We start from the raw sequence: 19936 nt of genomic DNA on the forward strand, positions 1-19936 counted from the left end.
ATGCACCTGCTCAGGACCCAGCCCGGGGGTTTCGTCTCGGACGACAATATTGCCGACCTTGGCCAGACCCCCGCTGAACTGGTGATCCTGTGCAGCGGTGATTCCAGCCTGGCGCTGCTGGCCGAAGCGGCCCAGCAGTTGCCCGACGATTACCCCAGCTTTCGCCTGGCCAATCCGATGCAGGTGCAGAACCATGCCTCGGTCGACCTGTATGTCGATGAGGTGCTGCGCCATGCCAAGGTCATCCTGATTTCGCTGCATGGCGGCATCGGTTATTGGCGCTACGGCATCGAGCGCCTGGTGGAACTGGCCGAGCGTGGCGTGCAACTGATCCTGGTGCCGGGGGATGATCGCCCGGACCCGGAGCTCAGCGGCCTGAGTACCGTCGGCGCAGAAGAACGTGATCGCCTCTGGCATTTCCTGCGCCAGGGCGGCATGGGCAATGCCCTGGATTTCTATCGCTGCCTGGCCAGTGGTTACCTGGGCCGCGACTACGCCTGGGAAGCACCGCAGACCCTGCCACGCACGGCGATTTATCACCCCCGGCACGCCAACGCGCACCTGAATGACTGGCAGGCTGACTGGAATGCCGACTGGCCCGTGGCGGCGGTGCTGTTCTATCGCTCGCATTTGCAGGCAGCCAATACCGGTTTTATCGATGTGTTCTGCCAGCGCTTGCAGGCGGCGGGTCTCAACCCGTTGCCGATGGCGGTGGCCAGTCTGAAAGAGCCCGGCTGCCTGACGGTGGTCGAGGACCTGCTGGATGAGGTCGGCGCGGCGGTGATCCTGAACACCACCGGCTTTGCCCAATCCAGCCCCGAAGCGCCGCACTTGCGCCCGTTTCGCCGCAATATCCCGGTGATCCAGGCCATTTGCGCACAGGACAACCAGCCCGGCTGGGAGGCCAGCGAGCAAGGCTTGGGCCCGCGTGACTTGGCGATGCACATCGCCTTGCCGGAGCTGGACGGGCGCATCATCAGCCGGCCGATCAGCTTCAAGGATCTGGCCTGGCGCAGCGAACGCAGCCAGTCGGACGTGGTGTGCTACCGCGCAGCGCCCGAGCGTATGGACTTTGTCGCTGAGTTGGCGCGGCGTTGGGTCGAGTTGGCGCGGGTGCCGAATGCGCACAAACGTATTGCGCTGATCCTCGCCAACTACCCGACCCGCGACGGCCGTATCGGCAACGGCGTAGGCCTGGACACCCCGGCCGCCGCGCTGAATATCCTGCGTGCCCTGCAGGCCGAAGGGTATCCGCTCCCGGAAACGTTGCCCGACAGCGGCACGGCGCTGATCCACGACCTGCTCGGCGGTGTCACCAACGACCTGGACAGTCTCGACCTGCGCCCGTGCCATCAAAGCCTGGGCCTGGACGACTACGAGCTGATGTTCAAGCGCTTGCCCGCGGCCAATCGCCAAGCTGTGCTGGAGCGCTGGGGCACACCGCAACACGATTCGATGTTCCGCGATGGCCGCATGATGATCGCCGGGCTGCGCCTGGGGCTGACCTTTATCGGCATCCAACCGGCGCGGGGTTATCAGGTGGACGCCAGCGCGGTGTACCACGACCCGGACCTGGTGCCGCCTCACGCTTACCTGGCGTTCTATTTCTGGCTGCGCCACACCTACGGCGCCCACGGCGTGATCCATGTGGGCAAGCACGGCAATCTGGAATGGCTGCCAGGCAAGGGCGTAGGCCTGTCGGAAAACTGCTGGCCCGACGCACTGCTGGGGCCGCTGCCGAATATCTACCCGTTTATTGTCAACGACCCGGGTGAGGGCGCCCAGGCCAAGCGGCGTACCCAGGCGGTGATCATCGATCACCTGATGCCGCCGCTGACCCGTGCCGACACCTACGGCCCGCTGCGCAACCTGGAGCTGTTGGCGGACGAGTATTACGAAGCGCAATTGCTCGACCCGCGCCGCGCCCTGGAACTGCAAAAAGACATTCTCAAACTGGTGCGCGAAACCCGTATCGACCAGGAGCTGGAGTTGGACAACGATGCGGACGCCGCCGTGTGGCTGCCGCGCCTGGACACCTACCTGTGCGATTTGAAGGAGTCGCAGATCCGCGACGGCCTGCATATCTTTGGCGAATCCCCGGCAGGCCGCTTGCGTATCGATACCTTGCTGGCCTTGCTGCGCATCCCGCGTGGCGACGGCCGTGGCCCGCAATCGAGCCTGTTGCGCGTGTTGGCCAAAGCCTTCGAACTGGGCTTCGACCCGCTGGACTGCGCCTTGGCCGAACCCTGGACCGGGCGCCGGCCGCTGGTACTACAGAATATCGATGGGCAGTTGTGGCGCACCGCCGGTGATACCCGCGAGCGCCTGGAGCTGTACGCCGCGCGGTTGATCGAGCAAGCCCTGGAAGGGCCGCTTGAACAGCTGGAAGAACCCGGCTGGGAAGATGTGAAAGCCGTGATCGAAAGCCTGCGTATTGTCGTGGCGCCTCGGCTGGATGCCTGTGGCCCGGCGGAAATGCGCGGCTTGCTGGATGCCTTGAGCGGCCGTTTTGTGCCGGCCGGCCCCAGTGGTGCGCCGAGTCGCGGGCGTCTGGATGTGCTGCCGACCGGGCGCAACTTTTTCACCGTCGACGTGCGCAACCTGCCCACCACTACGGCCTGGCGCATCGGTTTCCAGTCGGCCAACCTGATTCTCGAGCGGCACCTGCAGGACCATGGCGACCACCTGCGCCAGCTCGGCCTGTCGGTGTGGGGCACCGCGACCATGCGCACTGGCGGCGATGATATCGCCCAGGCCATGGCACTGATGGGCGTGCGCCCGGTGTGGGCGACGGGCAGCCAGCGGGTGGATGACTTTGAAATCCTGCCGATCAGCCTGCTCGACCGACCACGGGTTGATGTGACGCTGCGGGTGTCCGGCTTTTTCCGCGACGCCTTCGCCAACCTGATCCGTCTGTTCGATGCGGCGGTGCAGGCGGTGGCTGCGTTGGACGAGCCGGACGATATGAACCCGCTGGCCGCCAAGGTACGCAGCGAACGCAAGGCTCTGCTTGAATCTGGCCTGGATGAAGACGCGGCGGCGAAACAGGCCGGCTGGCGCATTTTCGGCGCCAAGCCCGGCGCCTATGGTGCCGGTGTGCAGGGTGCGATCGACGGCCGCCTGTGGCAAAGCCGCGAAGACCTGGCCGAGGTTTACCTGAACTGGGGCGGCTACGCCTATGGCGGCGCTGACGAAGGCACCGCTGCCCGCGAACAATTCGCCCAGCGTCTGAGCCAGGTCCAGGCCGTTTTGCAGAATCAGGACAACCGCGAGCACGACGTGCTCGACTCCAACGACTACTACCAATTCCAGGGCGGCATGCTCGCTGCCGTGGAAACCCTGAGTGGTGACAAGGCTGCCAGCTACCATGGCGACCATAGCCAGCCGGACTTGCCGAAGATCCGTACCCTGAAGGAAGAGCTGAACCGGGTGATCCGTTCCCGCGCCGCCAACCCCAAGTGGATCGAAGGCGTGAAGCGCCACGGCTATAAAGGTGCGTTCGAGATGGCGGCGACCGTGGACAACCTGTTCGCCTTCGACGCCACCACCGCACTGATTGACGATCACCAATACGCGCTGTTGGCCGACGCCTACTTGCTCGACCCCGACACCCGGGCCTTTGTGCAACAGCACAACCCCGATGCACTGCGCGACATGACCGAACGCATGCTGGAGGCCCAGCAGCGTGGCCTGTGGCAGGAACCTGGGGCGTACCGCGAGGCGTTGGAAAACCTGTTGCTGGATATAGAAGAAGACAGCTGATGACTGACATTCCCCATTTCCCGCTGTCCGCCGTGGTCGGCGCCGATGACCTGAAACTGGCGCTGTGCCTGACTGCTATCGACCCGAAGATCGGCGGGGTGCTGATCGAAGGTCCGCGCGGCATGGCCAAATCCACTCTGGCGCGGGGTTTGGCCGACCTGCTGGCCAGTGGTCAGTTCGTGACCTTGCCCTTGGGCGCCACTGAAGAGCGCGTAGTCGGCACGCTGGACCTGGACGCCGCATTGGGCGAAGGCCGGGCGCAATTCTCCCCCGGCGTATTGGCCAAGGCCGACGGCGGCGTGCTGTACGTCGATGAAGTCAATTTGCTCCCCGACCATCTGGTAGACCTGCTGCTGGACGTGGCCGCCAGCGGCACCAACCTGATCGAGCGTGACGGCATTTCCCATCGCCATTCGGCGCGCTTCGTGCTGATTGGCACCATGAACCCGGAGGAGGGCGAGTTGCGCCCGCAACTGCTCGATCGCTTCGGTTTCAACGTGGCCTTGAGCGGGCAGACCTTGCCGGCCGAGCGTGGGCAGATCATCCGGCGTCGCCTGGATTTCGACAGCGACCCTGCGGCGTTCTGCGCGCAATGGGGCGTGCCACAAGCGGCATTGCGCGAGCGTTGCACCCAGGCACGGGCGCGTCTGGACAGCATTGCACTGGATGACCAGGCACTGGCGCAGATCACCGAGCGCTGCTTTGCGGCGGGGGTTGATGGCCTGCGTGCGGACCTTGTCTGGTTGCGCGGCGCCAGGGCTCATGCCGCATGGCGGGGAGCCAGCGCTATTGCTGAGGAAGATATCCAAGCGGTTGCTGAATTCGCTCTTCGCCATCGCCGTCAGGAACAGTCCCCACCGGCCAGCCCGCCGAGTGAAGGGCAGTCGCCGAAACCCTCCGACGCCTCCCCAGGTCAGGGCCAATGGGGCGATATGCCTGCACCGGCCCTGCCCACGGGTGCACGCCGGGATGTGCCCACCTGGCCAAAAAAGCCCTAGGCATTCGCCCTCGACCTGACGCGGGGGCGGATGCGCGACCCAAGGCAGGGCGACTCGGCAATGGCAGGCAAGGCACGGCACGCAGCGCGAAACAAGGCGCGATCAACTGGCCGGGTACCTTGCTCGGTGGTCGGCCACAAACGCGACAGGACTTGCTGTTTCACCTGCGCAGCCGTGCGGCCCATGAGCTGTGGTTGGTGATTGTCGATGCGTCGGCATCCACCCGACGGCATCGCGCACTCACCGACGCCAAGGGCTTGTTGGCGCAGTTGTTTGATGACGCCTACCGCCAGCGGGCACGGATGGCGTTGTTGACAGTCAGCGGGCAAGTGCCGACGTGGCAGGTGCAAGGGTTGAAAGCGGCCAAGGGCTTGGCGGGTTGGCTGGAACAGTTGGGCGCGGGCGGCGGTACGCCATTGCTGGCGGCGCTTGTCGAGGCCGGGAATTGGCTGGCATTGCGGCGCAAGCGCTACCCGGCTGAACAACAGCGGTTACTGGTGATCACTGACGGGCGACTCAAGGACATCGCCGGGTTGCCGTTGCTGGAGTGCCCTGGCTTGCTGGTGGACATCGAGCGCGGGCCGATCAGGCTAGGCCGTTCCCAGGCGCTGGCGGCGGGGCTGCAACTGGATTACCGGCATATTGACGATTAGGGAGTGCCCGGCACATTCGGCCAAAGATCGGCAACCAGGAACAGCCGCTCGGCTTCCTCCCAGTCTTCACCCGCCTGTACCAGTCGCACCAGCAACTGCGCCGGTGCCATCGGGTCAAGGTCGGCCAGCCAGCCGTGCATCTGCTCTTCGCTCCACACCTCATTCGCGGGGTAATGCGCCGGCGCCAGCCAGGCATGCCGTGGCAGGGGTTGCCATCGACCGGGCTGGCTGCGGCTGACAAACACCTGCCAATCACGCTGATGCAGCCAGCGCCCACGCAAGTGTTGCGGGTGGGCGCCAACGGGCTCTTGGGCTTGGCCGGGCCAGGGATACAACAGGTAACCGCCCAGCCACAGGTGCGCATCGAATTGCTGGATGTCCAGTGCCGCCAGCACTTCACGGCTTTCCGCCCGTGCCGAGATCGGCAATTGATGCTGCGCCAGGTGCGCCAGCTTGCGGTCCAGCCGGTCATGACAGCCTGGGCCCAGCCACTGCGCCGTGTCCTGGCCGTTGCCGTCCTGTGGGCCGAGATAGAGTTTGATCGCCAGCTCCAGGTGATGCACGCCATCGCGGTCGCGCAGCAGCATGTCCAGCTCGCCGAGGGTATGCCCGGCGCGGCGGATCGGCAGGTTGGCCGCCAGCAATTCCACGCCCGGCGCCTGCTGCACCGCGAACTGCCACAGGCGTTCGTAATACAGGCCCAGGCGCCGGGTGCGGGACAGGCTCAGCCATTGCTGCAAGGCGCTGCTGTCCTGGTCGAGTTGGCGCAGCCAGCGTTCCAGCAAATGGGGCGCCTGCACCCAGTCGCTGCCGGCCAAAGGGTGGCGCTGCGGCCACGGCGTTTGCGCGAGCATCGGCGGGGCGAGCATGACCCACGCCAGGTCGCGCACTTCGGGGTGGCGCAGCTGGCGGGGCAGGTTGTGCAGATCCGGGAACACAGTCATGTGTCCGAGCATAGCCTTTTAACTGCGCTGGAGGTGGCTGAGAACCGTTGTCATCAAGGCTTCATGGCGACAAAGGATTTTGCCTGGGGCGGCCTTTCGCCCATAATCCTTCTTTTTGCCACACCCCACATCCCGCAGGAGCCCCATGGAGCAATTTCGCAATATCGGCATTATCGGTCGCCTGGGCAGTACCCAGGTGTTGGACACCGTCCGCCGGCTGAAAAAATTCCTGCTGGAACGCCACCTGCATGTGATCCTCGAAGACACCATCGCTGAAATCCTGCCGGGCCACGGCTTGCAAACCTCGTCGCGCAAGATGCTCGGCGAAGTCTGCGACATGGTCATCGTGGTCGGCGGCGACGGCAGCCTGCTGGGTGCGGCCCGGGCCTTGGCGCGGCATAACGTGCCGGTGCTGGGGATCAACCGTGGCAGCCTGGGGTTCCTCACCGATATCCGCCCCGATGAGCTGGAAGTCGAAGTGGCCAAGGTGCTCGACGGCCATTACCTGGTGGAAAACCGCTTCCTGCTGCAAGCCGAAGTGCGCCGTCACGGCGAAGCCATCGGCCAGGGCGATGCCTTGAATGACGTGGTGCTGCACCCCGGCAAGTCCACGCGGATGATCGAGTTCGAACTCTATATAGACGGCCAGTTCGTGTGCAGCCAGAAGGCCGACGGCCTGATCGTCGCCACGCCCACCGGCTCCACGGCCTACGCGCTGTCCGCGGGTGGGCCGATCATGCATCCAAAGCTGGATGCCATTGTGATCGTGCCGATGTACCCCCATATGTTGTCGAGCAGGCCCATCGTGGTCGACGGCAACAGTGAGCTGAAAATCGTGGTGTCCAAAGACATGCAGATCTACCCGCAGGTGTCCTGCGACGGTCAGAACCATTTCACCTGCGCCCCCGGTGACACCATCACCGTGAGCAAGAAGGCACAGAAGTTGCGGTTGATCCACCCACTGGACCACAACTACTACGAAGTGTGCCGCACCAAGCTGGGCTGGGGCAGCCGCTTGGGGGGTGGAGGCGACTGATGCTCGATCCCGCGCGTAGCTACGACCTGATTGGTGACGTGCACGGTTGCGCTCATACCCTTGAGCACTTGCTCGACCTGTTGGGCTACCACAAGCAGGGCGGCACCTGGCGCCATCCGTCGCGCATGGCGGTGTTCCTCGGCGATATCATCGACCGTGGCCCACGCATCCGCGAGGCGTTGCATATCGTCCACGACATGGCCGAGGCCGGCCAGGCGCTGTGCATCATGGGCAACCATGAATTCAACGCGCTGGGCTGGACCACGCCGGCACCGCCGGGCAGTGGCAAGCAGTTCGTGCGCGAGCACAACCCACGGCATGCGCGGTTGATCCAGGAGACCCTGACTCAGTTCGAACACCACCCGGCCGACTGGCACGACTTCCTCGGCTGGTTCTACGACATGCCGCTGTTTGTCGACGCCGGGCGCTTTCGCGTGGTGCATGCGTGCTGGGACGATGGCTTTATCCAGCCGCTGCGCGCGACCTTCGCGGACGGCTGCATCGACCAGCACTTCCTGCAGGCCGCCGCCGTGCCGGGCAGTTTTGCCTGCAACGCCTTCGACCGCCTGCTGCGCGGCACCGACATGCGCTTGCCGGATGGCTTGACACTGACCGGTGGTGATGGCCTGACGCGCTCGTTCTTCCGCACCAAGTTCTGGGAAGACGACCCCAAGACCTACGGCGACATCGTGTTCCAGCCCGACGCCTTGCCGGAGCCGGTCGCACGTACACCGTTGTCGTCCACCGAAAAGAATTCCCTGCTGCGCTACGGCGTCGACGAACCGTTGTTGTTCGTCGGGCATTACTGGCGCAGCGGCAAACCGGCGCCGATCCGCCCGAACCTGGCCTGCCTGGACTACAGCGCGGTGCTGTACGGCAAGCTGGTGGCTTATCGTCTGGATCAGGAGACGCGGCTGGATCCCAATAAGTTCGTTTGGGTCGACGTTGAGCGGCCCGAGGTCATCAAATGAGTGCCGTGGCGGTATTGCGCTTACCCCTGAACGTCGACCTGGGCGGCTTTGTCCTGCTGCTGCAGCGCATGCAAGTTCCCCATCGTGTCAGTGAAGAGGCGGGCGAGCAGGTGTTGTGGGTGCCCGAGAACATCAGCGACGACGTGCGCGTGCTGTACCAACGCTTTCCCGCCGGTGACCCGGACCAGCAACTGGATATTCCCGAGCAGGCTGCGGTCAAGCGCCCTGGGTTTGTCCAGCAACTGCGGCACAGCCCATTGACCGCATTGGTGTTGCTGGCCAGTATCATTGTTGGCGCCGCGACCTTGCTCGGTGAAAACCTGCAAGCCATGAGTTGGCTGACGTTCCTGCAATTTCGCATCGTGGGCGAGTACATCCAGTTCACACCGCTGGCCGATAGCCTGGCGGCGGGGCAGTGGTGGCGGCTGGTCACGCCGATGCTGATCCACTTCGGCATCCTGCACCTCGCCATGAATGGCATGTGGTACTGGGAACTGGGCCGGCGCATCGAAGCGCGCCAGGGCAGCATCAACTTGCTGGGCCTGACCCTGTTGTTCAGCCTGGTGTCCAACTACGCTCAATATGCTTATGGCGGTCCCGGCCTGTTCGGTGGGTTGTCCGGCGTGCTGTATGGCTTGCTCGGGCATTGCTGGATTTTTCAATTACTGTCGCCTAACCCGGCTTATCGCCTACCCCGTGGGGTGCTGGTGATGATGCTGGTATGGCTGCTGCTATGCCTGTCGGGGCTGGTCTCGATGATCGGTTTCGGCGAAATCGCCAACGCTGCCCATGTCGGCGGCCTGGTTATCGGTTGCCTGACGGGTTTGCTGGGTGGGCTGTACAGCCGCCGCAAAGCGTCTATTTGATAAGGAAGAGCCTTATGTCCTCTTTTGCTGAAATGATCGAAAACATCACCCCGGACATCTACGAGAGCCTCAAGCTCGCCGTGGAAATCGGCAAGTGGTCCGATGGTCGCAAGCTCACCGCCGAACAGCGCGAGCTGTCGCTGCAGGCGGTGATCGCCTGGGAAATCCAGAACCTGCCGGAAGACCAGCGCACCGGCTATATGGGCCCGCAGGAATGCGCGTCCAAGGCCGCGCCGGTGCCGAACATCCTGTTCAAGTCGGATGCGATCCATTGATTGAAATTGGTCGCGGTGCAGTCAGCAAGATGTCGGCGCAACTCGGTGAGCCGACCGTTCAATACGCGTTTCGCCTGGGCGACGCCGAGGTGCCGGTCAACCCGTTGATCGGCACTCACGTGCGCCTGGAATACCTCGGTGCCATTCATTGCAGCCATTGCGGCCGCAAGACCAAGACCAGCTTCAGCCAGGGCTATTGCTACCCATGCATGACCAAGCTGGCCCAGTGTGACCTGTGCATCATGAGCCCCGAGCGTTGCCATTACGACGCCGGTACCTGCCGCGATCCCGGCTGGGGCGAACAATTCTGCATGACCGACCACGTGGTGTACCTGGCCAACTCGTCCGGGATCAAGGTCGGCATCACCCGTGCCACCCAGCTGCCGACGCGCTGGCTGGACCAGGGTGCAAGCCAGGCGCTGCCGATCATGCGTGTGGCAACCCGCCAGCAATCCGGGTTCGTCGAAGACCTGTTCCGCAGCCAGGTGGCCGACAAGACCAACTGGCGTGCGCTGCTCAAGGGCGACGCCCAAGCCGTCGACCTCAAGCAGGTGCGTGACGAGCTGTTCGCCGCCTGCGCCGACGGCCTGCTGGGTTTGCAGGAACGCTTTGGCCTGCAGGCCATCCAACCGGTGACCGACATCGAGCCGCTCGATATCCGCTACCCGGTCGAGCAGTATCCGGCCAAGATCGTCAGCTTCAACCTGGACAAGAACCCGATTGCCGAAGGCACGCTGTTGGGGATCAAGGGCCAATACCTGATCTTCGACACCGGCGTTATCAATATTCGTAAGTACACGGCCTACCAGCTCGCCGTGCATCAGTAGAAGGATGCCATCCATGCGCACCGAACAACCGAAGATGATTTACCTGAAGGACTATCAGGCGCCGGACTACCTGATCGAAGAGACGCACCTGACCTTCGAGTTGTTCGAGGACCACAGCCTGGTCCACGCGCAGCTGGTGATGCGCCGCAACCCCGAGCGTGGCGCGGGGTTGCCGCCATTGGTGCTGGACGGCCAACAGCTGGAACTGCTGAGTGTGAACCTGGCCGATCTGGCACTGACGGCGGATGATTATCAACTGACCGACAGTCACCTGACGGTGCATCCGAAGAGCGAGATTTTTACCCTTGATACCACGGTAAAAATCCACCCGGAAACCAACACTGCCCTGGAAGGCCTGTACAAGTCCGGCAGCATGTTCTGCACCCAATGCGAGGCCGAAGGCTTCCGCAAGATCACCTATTACCTCGACCGCCCGGACGTGATGAGCACCTTCACCACCACGGTGATCGCCGAGCAACACCGCTACCCGATCCTGTTGTCCAACGGTAACCCGATCGCCAGCGGTCCGGGCGAAGACGGCCGTCACTGGGCGACGTGGGAAGACCCGTTCAAGAAGCCGGCGTACCTGTTTGCCTTGGTGGCCGGTGATCTCTGGTGTGTCGAGGATACCTTCACCACCATGACCGACCGCACCGTGGCGTTGCGCATCTATGTCGAGCCGGAAAACATCGACAAGTGCCAGCACGCCATGACCAGCCTGAAAAAGTCCATGCGCTGGGACGAAGAAACCTACGGCCGCGAGTACGACCTCGACATCTTCATGATCGTGGCGGTGAATGATTTCAACATGGGCGCCATGGAAAACAAGGGCCTGAACATCTTCAACTCCAGCGCCGTGCTGGCCCGCGCCGAAACCGCCACCGACGCCGCGCACCAGCGGGTCGAGGCGATCGTTGCCCATGAATACTTCCACAACTGGTCGGGCAACCGCGTGACCTGCCGCGACTGGTTCCAGCTGTCGCTCAAGGAAGGCTTCACCGTGTTCCGGGATTCGGGCTTCTCTGCCGACATGAACTCGGCCACGGTCAAGCGCATCCAGGACGTGGCGTACCTGCGTACCCACCAGTTCGCCGAAGACGCGGGCCCGATGGCCCACGCGGTGCGCCCGGACAGCTTTATCGAGATCTCCAATTTCTACACCCTGACCGTGTACGAAAAGGGCTCGGAAGTGGTCGGCATGATCCACACTCTGCTCGGCGCCGAAGGCTTCCGCAAAGGCAGCGACCTGTACTTCGAACGCCATGACGGCCAGGCCGTGACCTGCGATGACTTCATCAAGGCCATGGAAGACGCCAACGGCGCCGACCTGACGCAGTTCAAACGCTGGTACAGCCAGGCCGGTACGCCGCGTCTGGCGGTGAGCGAGGCCTACGATGCAGCCGCGAAAACCTACAGCCTGACGTTCCGCCAGAGCTGCCCGGAAACCCCGGACAAGGTGGAAAAACTGCCGTTCGTGATTCCGGTGGAACTGGGCTTGCTGGACGGCAAGGGCGCCGGTATCGCCTTGCGCCTGGCCGGTGAAGCGGCCGCTGGCGCCACGTCGCGCGTGATCTCGGTGACGCAAGCCGAGCAGACCTTCACCTTCGTGGACATCCCGGAGCAGCCATTGCCTTCGCTGCTGCGCGGGTTCTCGGCGCCGGTGAAGCTGAGCTTCCCGTACAACCGCGACCAACTGATGTTCCTGATGCAGCATGACAGCGACGGCTTCAATCGCTGGGATGCCGGCCAGCAGTTGTCGGTGCAAGTGTTGCAGGGGTTGATCGCCCAGCACCAACAGGGCGAGGCCTTGCACATGGATCAGCGCTTGATCACTGCGCTGCGCAGTGTGTTGAGCGACGAAAGCCTGGATCAGGCAATGGTTGCCGAAATGCTGTCGTTGCCGGGCGAAGCCTACCTGACCGAAATCAGCGACGTAGCAGATGTGGAAGCCATCCACGCCGCCCGTGAGTTTGCGCGCAAGCAACTGGCGGACAACCTGCACGAAGCGCTGTGGCTGCGTTACCAGGCCAATCGCGAGCTGTCCAGGCAAACGCCGTATGTGGCCGCGGCCGAGCACTTTGCCCGTCGCGCGTTGCAGAATATTGCGCTGTCGTACCTGATGCTCAGCGGCAAGCCGCAAGTGTTGTCGGCGACCATCGAGCAGTTCGACACCGCCGACAACATGACCGAGCGCCTGACCGCGCTGGCGGTGCTGGTGAACTCGCCGTTCGAAGCGGAGAAGGCCCAGGCACTGGCGGTGTTTGCCGAGAACTTCAAAGACAACCCGTTGGTCATGGACCAGTGGTTCAGCGTGCAGGCCGGCAGCGTATTGCCGGGCGGACTGGAGCGGGTCAAGGCGTTGATGGCGCACCCGGCGTTCACCCTCAAGAACCCGAACAAGGTGCGCGCCTTGATTGGCGCCTTTGCCGGGCAGAACCTCATCAACTTCCACGCGGCGGATGGCTCGGGCTATCGCTTCCTGGCGGACCTGGTGATCCAGTTGAATGGCTTCAACCCGCAGATCGCTTCGCGTCAACTGGCGCCGCTGACCCGCTGGCGTAAATACGACAGCGCGCGCCAGGCACTGATGAAGGCCGAGCTGGAGCGCATTCGGGCTTCGGGTGAGTTGTCGAGTGATGTGTTTGAGGTGGTCAGCAAAAGCCTTGCTTAAGCTGCACCGTTGAATGAAAAACGGCCTGTTGATCAGGCCGTTTTTTTTCGCCTCAGATAACCGGTGGGCGAGGGGTGTCCAGGCCGTTATCGACGGGGAAACGCTCCGCGATGATGCCGTGCGGCACGCCCAGTGGTATGGCACTGGCGGTGTCGAGGCTGGTAACGTGCTCGGCCGACAGTTGCACTTCCAGGGCGCCGAGGGTGCTGTCCAGCTGCGCACGGGTGCGTGAGCCCAGGATCGGGATCAGTGCCGTGGTGGAGCGGCGCGCCTTTTCCCTCAGCCAGGCGATGGCGACGTGGGTGGGTGTGGCGCCGACTTCACCGGCGACGGCCAGCAGGGTATCGAGCACGGCGGTTTCGCGTCCGCTGTGTTCGGCGTGGACCAGGATCCCGAGTTTGTTGGCACGGTTATCGTCCTGGGTGTTGCGGTACTTGCCGGTCAGGAAGCCGCCGCCCAGGGGTGACCACGCTGTGGCGGCCAGGCCCAGCGCTTCGGCCATCGGCAGCAGTTCGCGGTCGGCGGTGCGCTCGACCAGGCTGTATTCCACCTGGATGCCGATGATGGGCGCGAAGCCGCGCACTTCAGCCAGCAGGTCGGCACGGGCAATGCGCCAGGCGGGGAAGTTGGAGAGGCCGGCGTAGTGGATCTTGCCGGCGCGGACCAGGTCGTCGAGGCCGCGCAGGATCTCTTCCATGGGCGTGATGTTGTCGCTCATGTGCGCCCAGAGCAGGTCGATGCGGTCGGTGTTCAGGCGCTTGAGGCTTTCTTCCACCGAGCGCACCAGGTTCTTGCGATTGTTGCCCAGCTTGATCGTGCCTTCATCGGACGGCTGGGTGCGCAAGGTGTACTTGGTGGCCACCACCAGGTTGTCGCGCTCGGAGGCGATAAATTCACCCAGCAGCTTTTCGGCCTGGCCGAACTGGTAGCCGTTGGCGGTATCGAGGAAATTCCCGCCGGCTTCAAGGTAGCCGTCGAAGATCTGCTTGGCTTCATCGCGCTCGGCGCCATGACCCCAGCCCGTACCGAAATTACCGGTGCCCAAGGCCAGTTCAGATACCAGCAGACCGCTGCGGCGGCCAAAGACTTTATTGCGCATACAAGGACTCCTGAGGCAGTGATTTTTACATGGTTTGCGACATGTATTTAATATGATGCCGGTAATGTATTCGGTCAAGAAGCTTTTTACTGCTGACGTTTTCTGACAGGGGGCTCTGCTAAGCTGCGGCACTTTTCCTTTTTTCGCAGGTATTCCTGTGTCGCGTACCACTCGTCTACTGACTTTGCTCCAGGCCCTGCGGGGCAAGAAACGTCCGGTGACCGCCGCCGTGCTGGCGGCGCAGCTGGAGGTGTCCGAGCGCACGCTGTACCGCGATATCGCCGAACTGACCGCGTTGGGCGCACCGATATTCGGCGAGGCCGGAGTAGGCTACGTATTGCGCAGCGGGCTGTTTCTGCCGCCATTGATGTTGAACGCCGAGGAAACCGAAGCGATCGTGCTCGGGCTGCGTTATGTGGACCAGCGCGGCGATGACGTGCTCAGCCGTGCCGCCGCCAACGCCCTGGCGAAGATCGCCGACGTGCTCGACCCGGCGGCTCAGGAGGCCTTGCGCAACCCCACGGTGCTGCCCGGCCCGCCAGGGTTTGGCTACCCGGAAAACCGCGTTCCGCTGAATGTGTTTCGCGAAGCCATTCGCAACCAGGCCAAATTGCATATCGATTACGCAGACGCCAGCCAGGCCCAAAGCCAGCGCTTGATCTGGCCACTGGCCCTGGGTTTCCTGAACGAGGTGCGCGTGATCGTGGCCTGGTGTGAATTGCGCGGCGCCTATCGCACCTTTCGCACCGACCGCGTGGCGAGTGCCGAAGCCTCTGGTGAGCGTTACCCGGGGCGCCGCAGTGACTGGCTGCGAGGCTGGCGCAAGCTGCTGGAGGAGAATGAATCCGGGCCGTTCACTCCTGACAAAAACTGACACACCCCTGGCTTAGCATGGCAGTACAAATCACCAGGAAAGGAGCTGTGCCATGTCTATCCCTGAGTTGGCGCCGGCCATCGTGGCCTACATCGCAGCGGCCAACACCCGTGACACCTCGGCCATCGCCCAGTGTTTTGCCGAGGATGCCAACGTGTTCGATGAGGGCCAGCACCAGATCGGCACCGCCGCCATTGCGCGCTGGATGGAAGACACCGGGCGTCGTTACCAGCCGCGGGTCGAAGTGCTCAAGGTGCAGCATCGTACCGGCAAGGTGCTGGTCAGCAATGTGGTGTCCGGGAATTTTCCTGGCAGCCCATTGGAGCTGCGCTACACCTTTCGCTTGAACGAGCAGGGCAAGATTTCACGGCTGGATATTTCCCTGTAGGTCATACTGGCGGGCATGACTTTCGACTCGCCTCTCGCCGCTTACCAACACGCCATCGCTCAACAGGGTTTCGTTACCGACGACGCCCAGCGCCACGCCGTGGACGCCCTGCAAGCCTGCCATCAAGCCCTGCACCAAGGCCATGCGCCGATCACCGGCGTGTACCTGTGGGGGCCAGTGGGCCGTGGCAAGACCTGGCTGATGGATCAGTTCTATCAAAGCCTGCGAGTGCCTGCGCGACGTCAGCACTTTCATCACTTCATGGGCTGGGTGCATCAGCGTCTGTTCCAACTGACAGGCATCCACGACCCCTTGCAGGCCCTGGCCCGCGAGTTGAGCAAGGAAGTGCGCGTACTGTGCTTCGATGAGCTGTTCGTCAACGACATTGGTGATGCGATCATCCTTGGGCGTCTGTTCCAGGTGATGTTCGAGGAAGGCGTGGTGATGGTCTCCACGTCCAACCAGCCGCCTGACCAGTTGTACGCCGAGGGTTTCAATCGCGAGCGCTTTTTGCCGGGAATTGCGGCAATAAAGCAGCATATGCACGTGGTCGCGGTGGAAGGGGGCGAGGACCACCGGCTGCATCCGGGCTTGGGCATTCAGCGCTACTGGGTCAACCAGCCGGAGGCGCTCGCGGGTGTGTTCAAGCAATTGACCGACGGCCAGCCAACCTGCAGCGGGACGGTTGCTGTGGGGCATCGTTCCATCAGCGTTGTGCAGTCCAGCGCCACCGTGCTCTGGTGCCGCTACGCCGAACTGTGCGAGCAGCCCCTGGCGGCCATGGATTTCATGCTGCTGTGCGATCGTTTCAAGGCGATCCTGCTCGGCGAAGTGCCCAATCTCAGTGCGCAAAAACGCCCTGGCCGAATTGCCCGCGGCACCGAAGACGGCGCGCAGAGGGTAGTGGCCGGTGATCGCGAATTGCCGGAGTTGTCGGTGCATGATGACAGCGTGCGTCGGTTTATCGCCTTGGTGGACGAGTGCTACGACCGCAAAGTGCCGCTGTTCATCGAGGCCCAGGTGCCGCTGGAGTGCCTCTATACCGAAGGCTACCTGGAGTTTCCCTTCCGCAGGACGCTGAGCCGCCTGAAGGAAATGCAGTTGCAGCGTTTCGGCTAAGGCCGGTGGGAAAAAAATCCAGACTCGTCTGATTGCGCGTTCTCAATCGCTCAACCTTCGCGTTTTCATGCGCATTTTTGTAGTTAATCTCCTTCATCTGGCGCCTGCTCCACGCTTACAATCGTGCCCCTCACAGGGAGCCGATTCCCTTTTAGTCGTGATCGAGGATGGAAATGGACACCCCAGATATCCTGGTGCTGCAAGCCAGCTACACCAACCCTGTGCATGCCGAAGCGATTGGTCGCGTGCTCAACCATTACGCTGAAGACCCGATGGGCGGCGGCCACAGCCTGCCTGCCGACCTTCTGGAGCAATTGCCGGGCGAACTGGCCAAGCGTCCCCATGCATTCAGCGTGCTGGCGTTTGTGGGCGGTGAGCCGGCGGGTCTGGTGAATTGCTTTGAAGGCTTCTCCACCTTTGCCTGTCGCCCATTGGTCAACGTCCACGATGTGGTGGTGATGGGGCCGTTTCGTGGTTTGGGCCTGAGCCAGAAAATGCTGCAGAAGGTCGAGGAAATCGCCCGTCAGCGCGGCTGCTGCAAGATCACCCTTGAGGTACTGGAAGGCAATGCCGTGGCTCAATCGGCGTATCGCAAGTTTGGTTTTGATGATTCGATATTCGATCCAGCCCACGGGCGTATGTTGTTCTGGAGCAAACCGCTGTAATAAATAACAGGCAAAAAAAAGGCGCCATTAATTAAATGGCGCCAAGTTCACCTTAGCCATAGGAGCAGGATGGTAAAGGGCAGTGCGGTTAAATCAGTTGAATCAAGTGTTCGGTTGTTGCTCGGCGGTGGATTGACCGGCCGTCTCTTTCTTCGCGTTCTTCCCATCGGCCTGCGCGGTCTGTTCAGCAGTGCCATGAGTCTTCTGCTGCATGAACGTGAAGTTGTTGTAGAACTCCTTCGAGCGCTCGGAACCGCCCTCGGCAAAGGCGGCGGCGGAGGTCAGGGTCATCAGGCTGGCAAGCATCAGGGTCGAGAGTTTCATCGCAGTATTCCCATTAAGAGTGATCGGTATCCGCTCTGTCCTTGATCAGATTCATGGGGCGAGTGTGGCGTGAGTTTATTAAGTAGGAATTAACGCGAAAAAAACCCGAAGTTAACAATTTCGTTAACTTCAGGTTAAAAATTCTTACAGCTTCCAGTCCAATGCCAGAGTGATCGAGCGCGGGTCGCCCCAATACACGCCGTTATAGAAACCAACACGTTCGTAATATTTTTTATCAAATAGATTGTTGACGTTAACCGACGCCGAAACATGCTCGTCGAACTGGTAGCGCGACATCAGGTTGACGACGGTGTAGGCCTGCTGGGTGATCTTGGTCGGTGTCGTGATGAGGTCGCCGTCCTGATCCCGGCCGCCGGTCGGCCGTCCGGCGAAGGCGTAGAAATCGCTCTGCCAATTGACCGCGCCACCCACCGTCAACCCGCGCCATTCGCCGGGCAGGCGATAGGCTGTCGACATCTTCAGCAGGTTCATCGGCTGGTCGGTGTTGTTGCGTTGCTTATCGCCGTTCAGCGAGTGGGTGTAGGTGTAGCCGGCGGTGAGATTCCAGTCAGGCATCACTTCGCCTGACACCTCGACTTCAAAGCCCTGCACCTTGTTGCCTTTGCCGCCGGATTTGTAGAACTGCTCGCGGGTGACCGGGTCCGGTGGCGCGGTGTTATCGAGTTCGGCCACGTTATCCTGGGGGCTCCAGAAGTACGCGGCGGCCAGGTTCAACCGCTCGTTCAGCAGGCTGCCCTTGAGGCCTATCTCATAGTTGCTGCCCACCACCGGTTCCAGGTATTTCTTGCTGGCGTCACGTTCGTCCTGCGGGTTGAAGATATCGGTGTAGCTGGCATACACCGTGTATTCCGGCGTCAGGTCGTAGAGCAGCCCGGCGTAGGGCGTCCACATGTCGTTGTGGGTCTGGCGGGTTTTGGGTTCGGGGATACGCTGGTAATTGGCGTCGTAGTCCACAGGGGTATTTTCGATTTCCCAACTGCCATACCGGCTGCCCAGTACCGCGTGCAGCCTGTCGGTCAGGCTCAGTCGAGTGGCCAGATACCCGGCTTTCTGCTGTTTGCTTGAGTGTGGGCCCTTGAGCCCGGTGGTACGGTCGGGGAACTTGACGATACCGCCCATGTGTTGCCAATCCGGGATGGTTTCGTAGCCTGCGGGTGTGCTGTAACGCTGGTAGGGCGAGGAGTCCCTCTGCTCCGACTCCCCATACCCCACCATCAATTCATGCTCGCGGCCCAGCAGCGTGTAGGCGCCGGCGAGGTTGAAGTCCACGGCATCCATTTTCGACGTGCCGACCATCTGGTTGGTCCAGGCGGTCATGCCGCTGCCGTCCGGGTTCGGGAAGCCCGCGCCGCCGTAATACACCTTGCCGTCGGTATCGCTCTGTCGGTGGGTGTAGGCGGCTTTCAAGCGCCAGTCCTCGGACAGTTTGTGGTCGAGGGAGGCAAAGGTGGTCTTGTCCTTCAGCGGCCAGGAGCTCCAGTCGGTTGCCATATTGGCGGAGCGTGACAAGCGGGCCTTGCTGCCATCGCTGTTCCAATAGGGCAGTGTGCCCCATGAGGTGCCCTGGACATGCTTGTTCTGATAATCGAAGCCTACGGCTACCACGGTATCGTCTGTCAGATCGGCCTCGAGAATGCCGTAGCCGACTTCCCTTTGCAGGGCGTAGTTGTCGCGAAAGGATTGGCTGTCACGGTAAGCCATTACGGTACGCCCGCGCAGGCGCCCATCAAAGGCCAGCGGGCCGCCCACATCCAGGTAGCTGTAGTAGTTGTCATGGCTGGCGCCGCTGACGCCGGCCTTGGCTTGCCACTGCGCAGTCGGGCGCTTGCGGATCATGTTGACAGTGGCCGAGGGATCGCCCGCACCGGTCGTCAGGCCGGTCGCGCCGCGTACCACCTCGATACGGTCGTAGATGATGGTGTCGGAGTCGGACTTCATGCGCCCAAACGTATTGAGCATGCCATCCACCTGGAAATTGTTGATGGAGTAGCCGCGCGACGAGTAACCGGCGCGGTCCGAATCCAGGTGCTGGACTGTCACCCCAGTGGTCTGGCGCAAAGCATCGGTCAGTGTATTGAGATTGAAATCATCCATCTGCTGGCGTGTGATCACCGAGATCGATTGCGGGGTCTCCTTGATCGACAGGTTCAGGCGGGTCGCGGTGCTCATGGAACCGGTGGTGTAGGCCCCGGTGTGCTCGGTGTTGGCACCCAGGCCTTCGGCGGTGATGCTGGTGGCGCCGAGTTCGAGGGCTTTGTTTTCGGGATCGGTTTCAGCCAGTAGATCCGGGCTCACTACCACAGTGAACAGGCCGAGGGTGAGGGTCATGGAACGGGTAATGGGCGCGAACATCGCGGAAGACTCCTTGTCGTCTTTGCGGCCTTCTCAGTAAGAGAAGGCCTTGGCTCAAAGACGAAAGGAGGCGCGGAACTTTAGGACTAAA

Annotated in this window: 17 protein-coding genes; 13 read left to right on the plus strand and 4 right to left on the minus strand. The window is 62.3% G+C overall.

From position 1 onward, the window contains the following. From cobN to BM70_RS0117970, 3 genes are read left to right on the plus strand one after another with little or no spacing between them, the layout of a single operon-like run. Positions 1-3762 carry a cobaltochelatase subunit CobN gene (cobN, locus tag BM70_RS0117960; RefSeq protein ID WP_025857259.1) on the plus strand — a complete coding sequence of 1254 codons (3762 nt, stop codon included), beginning with the start codon at positions 1-3 and terminating at the stop codon, positions 3760-3762. After that, positions 3762-4760 carry an ATP-binding protein gene (locus BM70_RS0117965; RefSeq protein WP_025857260.1) on the plus strand — a complete coding sequence of 333 codons (999 nt, stop codon included), beginning with the start codon at positions 3762-3764 and terminating at the stop codon, positions 4758-4760. The genes cobN and BM70_RS0117965 overlap by 1 nt, the downstream gene beginning before the upstream one ends. Next, complete coding sequence (locus BM70_RS0117970) at positions 4685-5413, plus strand: VWA domain-containing protein (protein ID WP_155952170.1); 729 nt, start codon at positions 4685-4687, stop codon at positions 5411-5413. The genes BM70_RS0117965 and BM70_RS0117970 overlap by 76 nt, the downstream gene beginning before the upstream one ends. Here BM70_RS0117970 and BM70_RS0117975 read toward each other — a convergent pair. Further along, a complete protein-coding gene (locus BM70_RS0117975; protein ID WP_025857262.1) occupies positions 5410-6357 on the minus strand; it encodes a DUF1853 family protein in 948 nt (315 codons plus the stop codon). The two genes, BM70_RS0117970 and BM70_RS0117975, sit on opposite strands and share 4 nt — an antisense overlap. A gap of 145 nt (positions 6358-6502) precedes the next feature. Between BM70_RS0117975 and BM70_RS0117980 the strand changes: the two genes are divergently transcribed. From BM70_RS0117980 to pepN, 6 genes are read left to right on the plus strand one after another with little or no spacing between them, the layout of a single operon-like run. After that, positions 6503-7393: an NAD(+) kinase gene (locus BM70_RS0117980; RefSeq protein ID WP_003217892.1), complete on the plus strand. Its 891-nt coding sequence runs from the start codon at positions 6503-6505 to the stop codon at positions 7391-7393. Beyond that, on the plus strand, positions 7390-8364 hold the full coding sequence (locus BM70_RS0117985; RefSeq protein ID WP_371262163.1) for a metallophosphoesterase: 975 nt from the start codon (positions 7390-7392) through the stop codon (positions 8362-8364). The genes BM70_RS0117980 and BM70_RS0117985 overlap by 4 nt, the downstream gene beginning before the upstream one ends. Further along, positions 8361-9230: a rhomboid family intramembrane serine protease gene (locus BM70_RS0117990; protein WP_025857264.1), complete on the plus strand. Its 870-nt coding sequence runs from the start codon at positions 8361-8363 to the stop codon at positions 9228-9230. The genes BM70_RS0117985 and BM70_RS0117990 overlap by 4 nt, the downstream gene beginning before the upstream one ends. Positions 9231-9244: 14 nt before the next feature. Then, positions 9245-9505, plus strand: coding sequence for a YeaC family protein (locus BM70_RS0117995; RefSeq protein ID WP_025857265.1), 261 nt, complete (start codon positions 9245-9247; stop codon positions 9503-9505). Next, positions 9502-10332: a DUF2797 domain-containing protein gene (locus BM70_RS0118000; protein WP_025857266.1), complete on the plus strand. Its 831-nt coding sequence runs from the start codon at positions 9502-9504 to the stop codon at positions 10330-10332. The genes BM70_RS0117995 and BM70_RS0118000 overlap by 4 nt, the downstream gene beginning before the upstream one ends. A gap of 13 nt (positions 10333-10345) precedes the next feature. Continuing rightward, positions 10346-13003, plus strand: a complete 2658-nt coding sequence (gene pepN / locus BM70_RS0118005) for an aminopeptidase N (RefSeq protein ID WP_025857267.1) — start codon at positions 10346-10348, stop codon at positions 13001-13003. 52 nt (positions 13004-13055) lie between these two features. Here the strand turns inward: pepN and BM70_RS0118010 are convergent, their stop codons facing one another. After that, complete coding sequence (locus BM70_RS0118010) at positions 13056-14102, minus strand: aldo/keto reductase (RefSeq protein ID WP_025857268.1); 1047 nt, start codon at positions 14100-14102, stop codon at positions 13056-13058. 157 nt (positions 14103-14259) lie between these two features. Here BM70_RS0118010 and BM70_RS0118015 point away from each other — a divergent pair, with 157 nt between their 5' ends. The 4 genes from BM70_RS0118015 (at position 14260) to BM70_RS0118030 (ending at position 17148) form a co-directional block, all read left to right on the plus strand. Next, the gene (locus BM70_RS0118015) at positions 14260-14976 is read left to right on the plus strand and encodes a YafY family protein (RefSeq protein ID WP_025857269.1); all 717 of its coding nucleotides are present in this window, start codon (positions 14260-14262) and stop codon (positions 14974-14976) included. 52 nt (positions 14977-15028) lie between these two features. Further along, entirely contained in the window at positions 15029-15364 is a 336-nt protein-coding gene (locus BM70_RS0118020; protein ID WP_025857270.1) for a nuclear transport factor 2 family protein, read from the plus strand. A 15-nt stretch (positions 15365-15379) separates the two neighbouring features. Continuing rightward, positions 15380-16483, plus strand: a complete 1104-nt coding sequence (gene zapE / locus BM70_RS0118025; RefSeq protein WP_025857271.1) for a cell division protein ZapE — start codon at positions 15380-15382, stop codon at positions 16481-16483. Between the two features lie 173 nt (positions 16484-16656). Next, positions 16657-17148, plus strand: a complete 492-nt coding sequence (locus BM70_RS0118030) for a GNAT family N-acetyltransferase (RefSeq protein WP_025857272.1) — start codon at positions 16657-16659, stop codon at positions 17146-17148. Positions 17149-17250: 102 nt separating this feature from the next. Here BM70_RS0118030 and BM70_RS0118035 read toward each other — a convergent pair whose 3' ends face one another. Both BM70_RS0118035 and BM70_RS0118040 read right to left on the minus strand, forming a co-directional pair. Next, a complete protein-coding gene (locus BM70_RS0118035; protein WP_025857273.1) occupies positions 17251-17472 on the minus strand; it encodes a hypothetical protein in 222 nt (73 codons plus the stop codon). A 144-nt stretch (positions 17473-17616) separates the two neighbouring features. Then, positions 17617-19845, minus strand: a complete 2229-nt coding sequence (locus BM70_RS0118040; protein WP_025857274.1) for a TonB-dependent siderophore receptor — start codon at positions 19843-19845, stop codon at positions 17617-17619. Positions 19846-19936: the final 91 nt, after the last annotated feature.

Origin of the sequence: Pseudomonas sp. CHM02, from assembly GCF_000612585.1 — a bacterium.
In the GTDB taxonomy this organism is placed as follows: domain Bacteria; phylum Pseudomonadota; class Gammaproteobacteria; order Pseudomonadales; family Pseudomonadaceae; genus Aquipseudomonas.

Excerpts from the sequence above, each read along its gene's own strand:
- BM70_RS0117965 (WP_025857260.1), top strand. The coding sequence starts at position 3,762 with ATGACTGACATTCCCCATTTCCCGCTGTCCGCCGTGGTCGGCGCCGAT.
- BM70_RS0118010 (WP_025857268.1), bottom strand. The coding sequence starts at position 14,102 with ATGCGCAATAAAGTCTTTGGCCGCCGCAGCGGTCTGCTGGTATCTGAA.
- BM70_RS0117970 (WP_155952170.1), top strand. The coding sequence starts at position 4,685 with ATGGGGCGATATGCCTGCACCGGCCCTGCCCACGGGTGCACGCCGGGA.
- BM70_RS0117990 (WP_025857264.1), top strand. The coding sequence starts at position 8,361 with ATGAGTGCCGTGGCGGTATTGCGCTTACCCCTGAACGTCGACCTGGGC.
- zapE (WP_025857271.1), top strand. The coding sequence starts at position 15,380 with ATGACTTTCGACTCGCCTCTCGCCGCTTACCAACACGCCATCGCTCAA.
- BM70_RS0117980 (WP_003217892.1), top strand. The coding sequence starts at position 6,503 with ATGGAGCAATTTCGCAATATCGGCATTATCGGTCGCCTGGGCAGTACC.
- pepN (WP_025857267.1), top strand. The coding sequence starts at position 10,346 with ATGCGCACCGAACAACCGAAGATGATTTACCTGAAGGACTATCAGGCG.
- BM70_RS0118020 (WP_025857270.1), top strand. The coding sequence starts at position 15,029 with ATGTCTATCCCTGAGTTGGCGCCGGCCATCGTGGCCTACATCGCAGCG.
- cobN (WP_025857259.1), top strand. The coding sequence starts at position 1 with ATGCACCTGCTCAGGACCCAGCCCGGGGGTTTCGTCTCGGACGACAAT.
- BM70_RS0117995 (WP_025857265.1), top strand. The coding sequence starts at position 9,245 with ATGTCCTCTTTTGCTGAAATGATCGAAAACATCACCCCGGACATCTAC.
- BM70_RS0118040 (WP_025857274.1), bottom strand. The coding sequence starts at position 19,845 with ATGTTCGCGCCCATTACCCGTTCCATGACCCTCACCCTCGGCCTGTTC.
- BM70_RS0117975 (WP_025857262.1), bottom strand. The coding sequence starts at position 6,357 with ATGACTGTGTTCCCGGATCTGCACAACCTGCCCCGCCAGCTGCGCCAC.
- BM70_RS0118035 (WP_025857273.1), bottom strand. The coding sequence starts at position 17,472 with ATGAAACTCTCGACCCTGATGCTTGCCAGCCTGATGACCCTGACCTCC.
- BM70_RS0118030 (WP_025857272.1), top strand. The coding sequence starts at position 16,657 with ATGGACACCCCAGATATCCTGGTGCTGCAAGCCAGCTACACCAACCCT.